The 11,802-nt window shown below is 67.0% G+C and carries 12 protein-coding genes; 5 read left to right on the plus strand and 7 right to left on the minus strand.

Features of this window, described 5'->3' with window-relative positions; translation table 11 throughout:
- Window positions 1-152: 152 nt before the first annotated feature.
- Window positions 153-1,085: a TauD/TfdA dioxygenase family protein gene (locus RN629_RS14795; protein WP_407035911.1), complete on the plus strand. Its 933-nt coding sequence runs from the start codon at window positions 153-155 to the stop codon at window positions 1,083-1,085.
- A 90-nt stretch (window positions 1,086-1,175) separates the two neighbouring features.
- Here RN629_RS14795 and RN629_RS14800 read toward each other — a convergent pair whose 3' ends face one another.
- On the minus strand, window positions 1,176-2,108 hold the full coding sequence (locus RN629_RS14800; RefSeq protein WP_407035912.1) for a LysR substrate-binding domain-containing protein: 933 nt from the start codon (window positions 2,106-2,108) through the stop codon (window positions 1,176-1,178).
- 122 nt (window positions 2,109-2,230) lie between these two features.
- Between RN629_RS14800 and RN629_RS14805 the strand changes: the two genes are divergently transcribed.
- The 4 genes from RN629_RS14805 (at window position 2,231) to RN629_RS14820 (ending at window position 6,112) form a co-directional block, all read left to right on the plus strand.
- Window positions 2,231-3,115, plus strand: coding sequence for a dihydrodipicolinate synthase family protein (locus tag RN629_RS14805; protein WP_407035913.1), 885 nt, complete (start codon window positions 2,231-2,233; stop codon window positions 3,113-3,115).
- 93 nt (window positions 3,116-3,208) lie between these two features.
- A complete protein-coding gene (locus RN629_RS14810) occupies window positions 3,209-3,988 on the plus strand; it encodes an aldolase (protein WP_407035914.1) in 780 nt (259 codons plus the stop codon).
- 219 nt (window positions 3,989-4,207) lie between these two features.
- Complete coding sequence (locus RN629_RS14815) at window positions 4,208-4,855, plus strand: glutathione binding-like protein (protein WP_407035915.1); 648 nt, start codon at window positions 4,208-4,210, stop codon at window positions 4,853-4,855.
- Between the two features lie 48 nt (window positions 4,856-4,903).
- Window positions 4,904-6,112, plus strand: coding sequence for an acyl-CoA dehydrogenase family protein (locus tag RN629_RS14820; RefSeq protein WP_407035916.1), 1,209 nt, complete (start codon window positions 4,904-4,906; stop codon window positions 6,110-6,112).
- 109 nt (window positions 6,113-6,221) lie between these two features.
- Here the strand turns inward: RN629_RS14820 and RN629_RS14825 are convergent, their stop codons facing one another.
- The 6 genes from RN629_RS14825 to RN629_RS14850 form a co-directional block, all read right to left on the minus strand.
- The gene (locus RN629_RS14825) at window positions 6,222-7,166 is read right to left on the minus strand and encodes a LysR family transcriptional regulator (RefSeq protein ID WP_407035917.1); all 945 of its coding nucleotides are present in this window, start codon (window positions 7,164-7,166) and stop codon (window positions 6,222-6,224) included.
- Window positions 7,167-7,345: 179 nt separating this feature from the next.
- Window positions 7,346-7,906 (minus strand): cytochrome b, encoded by a 561-nt coding sequence (locus RN629_RS14830; protein ID WP_407035918.1) that lies wholly within the window; start codon window positions 7,904-7,906, stop codon window positions 7,346-7,348.
- Window positions 7,907-7,931: 25 nt separating this feature from the next.
- Window positions 7,932-8,711, minus strand: coding sequence for an SDR family NAD(P)-dependent oxidoreductase (locus RN629_RS14835; RefSeq protein WP_407035919.1), 780 nt, complete (start codon window positions 8,709-8,711; stop codon window positions 7,932-7,934).
- The gene (locus tag RN629_RS14840; protein WP_407035920.1) at window positions 8,708-10,279 is read right to left on the minus strand and encodes an acetolactate synthase large subunit; all 1,572 of its coding nucleotides are present in this window, start codon (window positions 10,277-10,279) and stop codon (window positions 8,708-8,710) included. The genes RN629_RS14835 and RN629_RS14840 overlap by 4 nt, the downstream gene beginning before the upstream one ends.
- Before the next feature lie 10 nt (window positions 10,280-10,289).
- Window positions 10,290-11,186, minus strand: coding sequence for an alpha/beta fold hydrolase (locus tag RN629_RS14845; protein ID WP_407035921.1), 897 nt, complete (start codon window positions 11,184-11,186; stop codon window positions 10,290-10,292).
- Window positions 11,183-11,791, minus strand: a complete 609-nt coding sequence (locus RN629_RS14850) for an amino acid synthesis family protein (RefSeq protein WP_407035922.1) — start codon at window positions 11,789-11,791, stop codon at window positions 11,183-11,185. The genes RN629_RS14845 and RN629_RS14850 overlap by 4 nt, the downstream gene beginning before the upstream one ends.
- Window positions 11,792-11,802 lie beyond the last annotated feature (11 nt).

The raw sequence follows: 11,802 nt of genomic DNA on the forward strand, positions 1-11,802 counted from the left end.
GATGCGCGCCAAGGGCAAGGCGCCCAAGACGATCCTCATCGCCGTCGCACGGCAACTCCTCGTCATCCTCAACGCCATGATCCGAAAGCGACAGCCTATCGCTCTCGCATGAGCATCACAGTTGCCCTCAACGACGAAGAAGGAGACCGCTCATGACTGCTCTTATACACCAGTTCGTCAATGCCACCGACGCCGAAAGCCCGCTCGACATTCGTCCGATTGCCGGCCGCATCGGTGCCGAAATCCGGGGCATCCGGCTGGGCGGCGATCTCGACGCGGTGACGATCGCCGCCATCGAGGCGGCGCTGAACCGGCACAAGGTGATCTTCTTCCGCGCCCAGCATTTGAGCGACGCCGAGCATGAGGCCTTTGCCGCGCTGCTTGGCAAGCCGATCGCGCATCCCACGGTGCCGGTGGCGGAGGGCTCACGCTACCTGCTCGAACTCAATTCCAGGGAAGGCCATGCCGCATCGAGCTGGCATACTGACGTCACCTTCGTCCCGGCCTATCCCAAGGCGTCGATCCTGCGCGCGCTGATCGTGCCGGAGGCGGGCGGCGACACCGTCTGGGCCAATGGCGTGACCGCCTATGAGGAATTACCGGCACCGCTGCGCACCCTCGTCGACGGGCTCAAGGCGATCCATAGCAACGACTATGACTATGCCGCGGTGCTTGGCCGCTCGGCGGAGGTGCTGGAGGAGCATCGCAAGGTGTTCACCTCGACGATCTACGAAACCGAGCATCCGGTGGTGCGCGTCCATCCCGAAACTGGCGAACGATCGTTGCTGCTCGGGCATTTCGTCAAGCGCTTCGTCGATCTGAATGTCGCGGATTCGCAGCGGCTATTCGCGATCCTGCAAGATCATATCACCAAGCCGGAAAACGTCGTTCGCTGGCATTGGCAGGCCGGTGACGTGGCGATCTGGGACAACCGGGCGACGCAACACCGCGCGGTCGCCGATTTCGGGATACAACGCCGCCACCTGCGCCGCGCCACCATCGCGGGTGACGTGCCGCGCGGGATCGACGGTACCGAGAGCCGCGCGATCAAGCCCCAGGCGACGGCCCCGGCGATCGCCGCCTGATCCGGGCCGGTCCGCTCGGATTGCCCGGGCGGACCGGCCGACCGTCCGACGATGGGCGATAAGCCCCAGCGCGGGGAGGCGGGTTCTGGCTTATACGGGTCGCGCAAGCTCTGGCGCGAAGGCGTCACCGTCGCCAAGGGCACGGCCGAACCGGGCCTGCAGCAGCGCGGCGAAGGCCATCGCCGCCGGGGATCGCGCCGCTGTGGGTTGCTGAAGGAGCTGGATGCTGCGCACCGGCGGGGCCGGGTCGAGCGGGCGGAACAGGACCCCGTCCGGTGCAGCCCCCGCCTCGCGCGGGGATGCCGGCATCACCGAAACGCACAGTCCCGTCTCCACCATCTTCAGGATGGAGCCGAACGTATCGAGTTCGATGATCCGTTGCGGCGTGAAGGCATGCATCTCGAAAAACCGGTCCAGCGCGCGCCGGGTGCCGTAATCAGCGGTCAGCAGGGCGAGCGCCTCGCCCGCCAGTGCGCCGAGCGGGATCGTCTCCCGAGACGCAAAGGGATGAGCCCGCGAACAGGCGAGCATCAGCCGATCCTGATAGAGTTGCTGCGCCGCGACCGACGCTTCGACCGGGCCGAATGCCACGCCGAGATCGAGCGCCCCCTCCGCCACGCCCGCGATGATCGCGCCGTTCGCCCATTCCAGCACCGTGACGTCGATCGCGGGATATTGGCGGACAAAAGCCGAGAGCACGGCCGTCACATGGAGCGCGTTGAAACTCTGCGTGACCGCCAGGCGCAACCTGCCGCGCTCCAGGCCGCGAAAGGCGGCGACCGCCTCATGCAGACGGCCCGCACCGTCCAGGATCCGGCGCGCATGATCGACGACAAGCCGGCCGCCTTGCGTCACCACCACGCGGTGCGGCGTTCGCGCGAAGAGCTGCATGCCGAGATCGGCTTCGAGCTGCTTGATCTGCTGCGACAGCGCGGGCTGCGACACGTTCAGGTCGCGCGCGGCGGCGGTGAAGCTGAGCCTGTCCGCGACGGCGACCAGATAGCGCAAGGTCCGCAACTCCATGATGATAAGCCTATCTTATTATCATTAGAGGATCAAGATATTGGCCTTATTACGCAGGCAGAAGGATAGTGGCTCCCAAGGACGGTGAGGCTTTCCCCGGCCGTCAGTCCATGGAGGTTCCTATGCAGCACACGCCCATTCGCGGCATCATCGCCTATCCCGTAACCCCATTCCTGGCGGACGATGCGGGGATCGACGAGGCGGCATTCCGCCGCGTCCTCGACGCCCTGCTGGCGACGGACCCCGCCGCGATCGCCATCCTGGGCAGTGCCGGGGAAAGCGCCTATCTGCGCGAGGCGGAATGGCAGCGTGGCGTCGAACTGGGCGTCGAAGCGGTGGGCGGCAAGGTGCCGCTGATCGTCGGGATCGGCGAGTTGACCACCGCCGCCGCGGTCGCCAAGGCGCGGTTCGCCGAGCGAGCGGGTGCCGACCGCCTGATGGTCATTCCCGTCTCCTACTGGAAACTGGACGAGACCGAGATCTTCGCCCATTTCGAAGCGGTCGCCGCCGCGACCGACCTGCCGATCATGGTCTACAACAATCCGGCGACCAGCGGCGTCGACATGCCGCCCGCGCTCCTGGTGCGGATGGTCCGTGAGATCCCCGGCATCGACCTCATCAAGGAAAGCAGCGGCGACATCCATCGCATGCACGCCATCCACGAACTGTCGGACGGGACCATCCCCTTCTACAACGGCGCGAACCATCTGGCGCTCGAAGCGCTCGCGGCCGGCGCGCAGGGATGGTGCACCGCAGCGCCCAATCTGCTCGGATCGCAGCCCGCCAGACTGGTCGCGCATATCGATGCCGGTGAGATGGAGCAGGCGCGCGCGCTCTTCTACACGCTCCTCCCCGTACTCCGCTTCATCGTCCAGGGCGGTCTGCCGACCACCGTCAAGGCGGGTCTTCGGCTCCAGGGCCTGGAGGCCGGCGACCCGCGTCGCCCGCTGCGCCCGCTGGCCGGTGAGCGTCTGGAGACCCTTCGCCATTTGCTGGCGACGCAGTGACAGGGCCCGGCCTCGCCCCTGCCCGGGCGAGGCCGGCGCGGTCGCGCGCAACGCCGAACCGCCCGATTGTCCGTTCATTCAGGAGTTCCGACCATGAGCACGATGACCGCCTCCAAGACCGAGCTTGTCCGGCTCGCCGAAACCCGGATGCAGACCGCCATCACCGCGGCGCGCTGGACCGACCGCCAGAAGCTGGCACTCACCTGCCGAATCCTGTTCGAGGGCGGCCATGATTCCGGTCTGGCCGGGCAGATCACATGTCGCGCCGAGCAACCCGGCACCTATTTCACCCAGCGGCTCGGCCTCGGCTTCGACGAGATCAGCGCGACGAACCTGCTGCTCGTCGATGAGGATCTGAACGTTCTCGACGGGCCGGGCATGGCCAATCCGGCCAATCGTTTCCACAGCTGGCTATATCGCGCGCGGCCGGACGTGACCTGCATCATCCACACCCACCCGCTGCACGTGGCGGCGCTCTCCACCCTAGAGGTGCCGCTCGAGATCAGCCACATGGACCTCTGCCCGCTCTATGGCGATGTCGCATTCCTCGAAAAATGGCCGGGCGTCCCGGTCGGCAACGAGGAGGGAGCGATCATCGCCGGGGCGATCGGCGACAAGAAGGCCATTCTGCTGTCGCATCATGGTCAACTGATCGCGGGCGCCAGCATCGAGGAGGCGTGCGTTCTCGCCATGCTGATCGAGCGCGCCGCCAGGATGCAGTTGCTCGCCATGGCCGCCGGGACGATCAAGCCGATCCCCGAGGCGCTGGCACGGGAAGCCCATGACTGGATTTCCAAGCCGAAACGGCACAGCGCCGCGTTCGACTATTATTCCCGCCGGGTCCTCGACCGGCACAATGACTGCCTGCTCTGACCGCTCCACGCCGCCTTTGACACCGGCATCGGCCCCGAACGCGCCGCCGCCCGATGCCGGTCCGACCCCGGGCGCGATAGGCGCGATACGCCCACGTTACCGTTCGCAACCGTAACCTACTTGCCAGTCCGAAACGGACCGGGCCTGATACGCTTCGATCAGATCGGACCCCGCTCCCGATCGCATCCCATGCCTCCCCCGATCACAAGGCGATGCCCGGTGAAGCTGTATCATGAAGTCAGAGGATGCTCGCTGGCGGTCGACATCGTCGCGCGGGAGCTGGGCGAGGCCCTTGCGATCGAATGGGTCGATATGCGCCGCAAGACGCTGAGCGACGGTTCCGATTATCACCGGGTCAATTCCAAGGGCACGGTGCCCCTGCTGCTGCTGCCCGACGGCAACCGGCTGAGCGAGGGCATGGTCATCTCGCAATGGCTGGCCGACCAGCATCCGGGGCATCCCATCCTTCCCCCGCCGGGAACGATGGCGCGCTATCGCGTCCTGGAGTGGATGAGCTTCATCGCCGCCGATTTGCACAAGGGCGGCTTCATGCCGCTTTTCAAGCAGACGACCCCACCCGAATATCGCGCGATCGCGGCCGGCTATGTGGCATCGAAGCTGGCCTGGCTGGACGACCAGCTCGCAGACCGGACCTATCTGACCGGCGCGGATTTCAGCATCGCCGACGCGCATTGCTACACCATCGCGATGTGGACGGCGGTGCACGGCATCGACACGGCGGGCTGGCCGCATCTCATGGCCTATCTGGCCCGGATCGGCGCCCGCCCCAGCGTGCGGGCGGCCGAGGCCGCCGCGGCGGAAGAGGGCGCCCGACAGCGCGCCCGCGAAGGCCGGCCGATACCGTGACCCAGCCAATACAGGCGGTGAAAAAACACCGTCGATCAGGAGAGTAGCATGAGCAGCGTTGTCGACCACCTGAAGCCCTATCCGCCCAAAGACGTCTCCGCCACCCTGGTCGAACGCGCCCGACGGCTGGTCCCCGTCCTGCAGGAGCGGGAGGCGGCGGCGGATGCCGCGCGCCAGGTGCCGGTCGAGACGATCCAGGACTTTGCCGATGCCGGCTTTTTCCGCATTCTCCAGCCCAAACGCCATGGCGGCTATGAGCTGCCGCTGAGCGTGTATTGCGACGTGGCCAGGACGCTGGCGGAAGGCTGCATGAGCAGCGCCTGGGTCTATGGCGTCATCGCCGTCCATAACTGGCAACTGGCGCTGTTCGACGATCGCGCCGCGCAGGACGTCTGGGGCGAGAATTCCGATGTGCGGATCAGTTCATCCTATATGCCCGTGGGCAAGGTCACGCCGGTCGAAGGCGGCTATCGCCTGAGCGGGCGCTGGGCCTTTTCCAGTGGCTCGGCGCATTGCGACTGGGTCATCCTGGGCGCGGTGGTGCCCGGCGCCGGGCCCGATGCCCCGCGCGAACCGCGCAACTTCCTGGTTCCCCGGTCCGATTACGCGTTGGTCGATGTTTGGGACGTCATGGGGCTGCGGGCGACCGGCAGCAATGACGTGGTGGTCGATGACGCGTTCGTGCCCGACTATCGCACGATCCGCGAGGACGACATGTTCGCGCTGGAATGTCCGGGGCACGCGGTCAATCGCGGCAGCCTGTACCGGATGCCCTTCGCCCAGATCTTCAACCGTACGGTCTCCACGACCTCGCTTGGCGCGCTTCGGCGCGCGGCGACGACGTTCGTCGGGGCCATGCGGGAGAAGCGCGCCACCTATACCGGCGAGCGACTGGCCCGCGACACGACGATCCAGCACGTGGTCGCGGAGGTGGAACGCACGCTCGACGAAATGACGCTGGTCCTCGACCGCGACGTCGCCGAACTCGGCGCGCGCGCCGCCAGCGGCGAATGGCCGATGCTGCGTCGCGCCGAACTGGGCTTTTCCACCACCGCGACGGTCAGCCGCTGCGTCGCCGAGATCGACAAGCTGATGACGTTCAGCGGCGGCAAGGCCATTTATCGCGGCAACCCGATCCAGCGGGCCTTTCTCGACATCCACTGCGCGCGCGCGCATGTGGCGAACAATCCCTATCCTTATGGCCGCAATCTGGGCGCGATGTATTTCGGCTTCGATGCGGACTGCGCCGACATCTGAAAGGCAGGGATGGAGCGCGGGACGGGGGTGGGGTCTGAACGCCCTGCCCTGGTCCACCCCTGTTTCAGGCCCTGTGTCCCAGGCCCCGGTGCCACGCCCATGTCCGGTTTCAGATCGCGCTGGCCAACTGGATGGCGCCGCCCTCGACCGCGGCGTTGCCCTCGCCCATTTCGGCCGCCAGATAATCGACGAACGCACGGACCTTCGACAGGGCATAGCTGCCGCGCGAGAACAGCAGATAGAGCGGCAGGCGCTGGGTCACCACATGCGGCAGCACCGCCTCGATCCGGCCGCTGGCGATATCCTCTTCCAGCAGGAAGCGCGGCATATAGCCGATGCCCATGCCGCGCAGCATCGCCTCGCGCGTCAGACGCACGCTGTTCGATGTCAGCGGCCCGCGATTGACCGAGATCACCACGTCGGAGGACAGGCGCCATTCGCCGATCCGCGACAAATGCGTCTCCAGGATGCAGAGATGGTCCTTCAGGTCCGCGGGAGTGGACGGGCGGCCATGCTGGTCGAGATAGTCCTTCGACGCGGCCAGGACCATTTCATAGTCGCACAATTTGACGGTATCGAGAATGAGGTCATAGGGCTCACCCACCCAGAAGGCGACGTCGAAGCTGCCCTTCAACAGGTCCGTCTTGCTGTCCGACAGGTTCATGAACAGGCGGACGTCTGGATATTTCTGAAGGAAGTCGGGTATCTTCCGGGTGATGTTGAACAGCGACGCGACCACCGGCGCATTGACCTTCAGGTCGCCGCGCGGCCGCGACAACATGCCCGCCATCGCCTGGTTGGCCTCGTTCACCTCGTCGATGATCCGCGCGCAACGCTGATACATTTCGCGCCCCGCCGGGGTCAGGCTGACCGTTCGCGTCGTGCGGTCGAGCAGCTTCAGCCCGACATTGGCCTCCAGCTTCGCGATCTGCCGGCTGACCGCCGCCTTGGAATAACCCAAAGCCTTCGCCGCCGCCGAAAAGCTGCCATTGCCAACGACCGCCGCGAACGACATCATCGCGATCGTGTTGCCAATATCGACTTTGTCTTCCATCGAACGCCCGTGCAATTGTTGCCCACACGTATCAACCGCCCGAAGAGCGGCGGAAACATGTCGTTGCCGCAATAGTCACCTCGGCGTTCGGAATGCAATCATCATCGCGGGGCCGCCACCGGCCGCCTCAGGATGGTCTCCGGTCGCCAACCGGCTCGCCTGACGGACGCCGGGCGGTGTCACCACATGCGCGGCAGGACATCCGCGCGCCGGTCGCGGTCGAGGAAACGATGTTTCAGCGCGCCTCCGACATGCAGGACGATCAAGCCGAGCAGCGTATAGGCGAGCACGCGGTGCAGCCACTGGAACATCTCGAACCAGCGGTCGTCCTTCGGCAGGATTTCGGGCACCGGGATGCCGAAGAACGTCACGCCATCGCTCTGCGTGAAGGTGGTGGACATGGCATAGCCCATCAGCGGGACCAGGACGAGCAGGCCATACATGGCGTGATGCACCGCCTTGGACAGCAGGGCTTCATGGCGTGGCAAGGCGGCTTGCGGCTTTGGCAGGCGACTGCCCAGGCGGATCGCGATCTGCACCAGCACCACCATCAATACCAGCAATCCAAAGGATTTGTGCAGCGGATAGAAACGCTCGAACTTGGCCGGAACCGCGTCGGCCATCCGCGTCATGGTCCACCCCGCCCAGATCATGCCGAGGACCAGCACCGCCCGAAGCCAGTGCAGGATCCGCAACGCCAGCGGATAACGGTCGGGCCGGTCGGGCTGCTCGTCGATCATCATTCGCTCCCAGAGATACACACCGCTAGAGATACACACCGCGCGAATAGCCCGCATCGACCGTGATGGACTGGCCGGTGATCCCGGTCATCGAGGGTGTGGCGAGAATGGCGACGACCTCCGCGATCTCGTCGACCGACAGGAAGCGGCGCATCGGGATGTCGGCGACGAACTCGGCCGCGACCGTCGCGACATCGGTGTCGCGCGTCCTGGCCCGCTCCTGAAAGACATCGTCCAGATGCGGGGTCGCGACGATTCCGGGGTGGACGGCGTTGACGGTGATGCCGTCGGGGCCGAGTTGATCGGAAAGCACTTTGGTCAAATGGCTCACCGCGACGTTGCGCATCCCACTGAGCGTCTCGGTCGCGCGGCCGGTCAGCCCGCCGATATTGACGATCTGCCCGGCCTTCTGCCGCTTCATGACCGGGACGACCGCGCGGATATAGCGGAGATAGCCGCCGACCTTCGTATTCATGTCCGCCATCAGCGCATCGACGTCCAGCGCCTCGACCCCGCCGGCGAGGCTCGACGTGCTCGCCGCGCAGTTCGCCAGCACGTCGATGCGGCCGAACCGCGCGATGGTGTCGGCCACCAGCGTATCGACGGATCGCTGCTCCAAAGCGTCGGACGGACAGACATGGACCGGGCGCCCGGTGGCCGCGCCGATCGCCCGCGCCGCCCGCTCCAGCGGACCTGCATGACGCGCGGTGATGACGACGGTCATCCGAAAGGCAAGCGCGGTGGCGATCGCACGCCCGATATCGCCGCTGCCCCCCGTGACCACCGCGACGCGCGACGCGGTCATGGCAATTCGGCCTGAATGAGCAGCGGCCCCTGTTCGGCCAGGCCGCGCCGCAACGCATCGGCAAAGGCCTCCGGCGTGTCGACCCGGATCGCGGCGACACCATAGCCCGCCGCCAGCGCGGTCCAGTCGGCCCTTGGATGGTCGAGCCGCGTCAGCCGCTCGACCGCCGACTGGTCCAGCGGCACATCGGCCCGGGTCAATTCGGTTTGCAGAATGCCATAGCGGTGGTTGGCGGCAATGATGATCGTCACCGGCAGACGCTCGCGCGCCATCGTCCACAGCGCCTGCAGCGTATAATGGCCGCTGCCGTCCGATTGCAGCGCGATGATCCGCGCCTCCGGCGCCGCGAGGGCGGCCCCGACGGCACAGGGAAGCCCCTGCCCGATCGCACCGCCCGTATTGGTCATCACCCGGTGTCGCGCCGCGCGATGAGCCGTGCGCAACCATGGACCGCCCAGGGTCGAACCCTCCAGCGAAATGATCGCATCGTGGGGCAGTTGCGCCACCAGTTCCTCGACGATCGCCTCGGGCGTCAGCCGCTCGCCGGGCTGGACGGGCACGTCGGCGATCCGCGGCGGGGAGACCGGGGCCGCGCCGATCCGGCCCGCCACCGCCTCCAGCGCCGCGACATTGTCGTCGCCCGCCGCGCCCATCACGGTCAGCCGGTCGGGCGCGACCAGTTCGCTTGGCTGTCCCTCATAGCCAAAATAGCTGATCGGCGCGCGCGCGCCGGCCAGCACGACCCGCGCGTCGGCGAACTGGCGCAGCACGTCGTCCGGGAAATAGGCCTGACGCTCGATCCGCGGCAGATCGCCCCCCAGCGAGACGACCGCCGGATAGGGCTCCATCACGAGCCGCACGCGGGTCGCCGCCGCGATCCGCGCCGCCGCGCGCAGGCCCCGTTCGGTCAGCGCGTCGCCGCCGAGCAGCAGGATGACGTCGCCCCTGCCCTGCATCACCGCGACCGCTTCGTCGATCCTGGCGTCCGCGACCCGGGCCGCCCCGCGCCGGGCCATGGCGCCGGGGCGGGAGGCGGAAACGGGGACGGGAACGGGGGCGGGCGCATCCATGATGTCGGTCGGCGCGATCACCGTCGCGACGGCCGCCGGCGCCGCAAGCGCGACGTCGAACGCCCGCGCGACATCGGCGTCGATCGCCTCCAGCGACGCCATGCGCACGACCGCCGCCGACACCGGGCCGGCCAGCGATTCGATATCGGACGTCAGCGGCGCATCATAGGGCAGATGCCAGGTCGCGTGATCGCCGATGATATTGACGATCGACGAATGCGCGCGACGCGCATTGTGCAGATTGGCGATGCCGTTCGCAAAGCCGGGTCCGAGATGCAGCAGCGTCAGCGCGACACGCCCGGAAATCCGCGCATAGCCATCCGCCGCCCCCGTGCACACGCCCTCGAACAGCCCCAGGACCGGACGAATGGCGGGCACGTGCTGAAGGGCATGGACCAGGGTCAACTCGGTCGTGCCGGGATTGGCGAAGCAAATCTCCGCACCGGCGGCCTGCGCCGCTTCCAGCAAGGCCTGGGCACCGTTGCGGGTCTCGTTCACCTCGTCTCTCCTATTTTGCGGCACGGCTCAGAAATTCCCGTATGATCCGCTCGAACATGACCGGCTGGTCGTCATGGACGTAATGGCTGGCGTCCATGACCGTCACGGCGGCGATCCGGGGGTTGCGCTGGTGCATCTCGTTCACCGCCTCCAGCGCGCAGAAATCGGACTTCGCGCCGCGAATGACCAGGGTCGGGACGGTGATCGCATCCACCACCGGCCAGAGATCGATCACCCTTGCCGGATCGGGGTTCAACCGCGTCTCGCTGATCCCGGCGGCGTCGTAGCGCCACCCGATCCGGCCGCCACGCTCGCACAGGCTTTCGGCGAGCCGTTGTTCCAGCCCCGCCTCATCGATGCTGGGTCGGGTCCGCCGCCAATAATCGCGCGCCTCGGCCCATGTCGCGAAGTCGGGCGGCAACGCCGCCATCTCCGCGCGGATCCGGGCCGCGCCTTCGCCACGCACCGAGGATCCGGGTGCAATATCCTCGACGATCAAGGCGCTCAGCCGTTCGGGATGGCGCGCGGCATAGACATAGGCCGTCGCACCGCCCATCGAATGCCCGATCAGCACGAAGCGCGTCAGCGCCAGCGCATCGACCACAGTCTCCAGATCGGCGAGATAGGCGTCGGTATAATAATCCCGCCTCGGGTCCCAGTCGCTCTCGCCCCGCCCGCGCTGGTCGATCGCGACCAGCCGATAGTCGGGCAACGCGGCGGCAAGCCGTCGCCACGTCCCCGAAAAGCCGCGCAGTCCGTGGAGCAGCACGATCGGCGGGCCAGCCGGGTTTCCCCATTCGCGCACCCGCAGCCTCAGGCCGCCCGATAGGACGAAGCTTTCACGCTCCCCCGCCAGCCGCTCGGGCGCGGCGGGGGCCTGGTCCGGCGCGATGGCGGTATCGATCACCGTAACCCGTCCTCGCCGATCGCCGCCTCGGCGGTCAGCCCGCCGAGGCGCGAATATAGCCGCCCGCGCGTTGCCACCGCCATGGCGATCACCACCTCATTGGGCAACGGCGCATCGCCGAAGCTGACCGAGACCGTGTCATAATGCGAGCGGACATAGAGCGCGTCCTTGTGCGCCAGCGGAATGTCGATCGCGGTGCCGGGACCGCCCGCCTTGCCGGTCGAGGGCACCCAGGACTCCGCCCCGCCGAGCGCCTTGCGGATCGGATTGGCGAACTCGGTGGTCAGGAAGGCGTTGCCATGTTCATATTCGCCGTTGACGCCGACGATCGCCGCCTTGCCATAGCTGGCGGCGGGCCGCCCGGCGAGCGCCCCGACCAACCGCCGCCCGAACTCTTCGCCCAGCGCGGCCGACTCCGCGATCACCGCCGAGAAATCTTCGGTAAAGCCGCCCGCATGCGGATTGGCGATCGCCGCGGCGACGACGATCTTGCGCAACGGCTCCCCATCGGCGAGCGGACCGCTCTCGACCGCGAGCGTCTCTTCCTCGAAGACATACCATTTGCGGATGTGCAGGCCATTGAAATTCGCGGGTTTTGCGGACATGGATCAGGCTC

The sequence above is a fragment of the Facivitalis istanbulensis genome, assembly GCF_040560405.1.
Classification (GTDB): domain Bacteria; phylum Pseudomonadota; class Alphaproteobacteria; order Sphingomonadales; family Sphingomonadaceae; genus Sphingomonas; species Sphingomonas istanbulensis.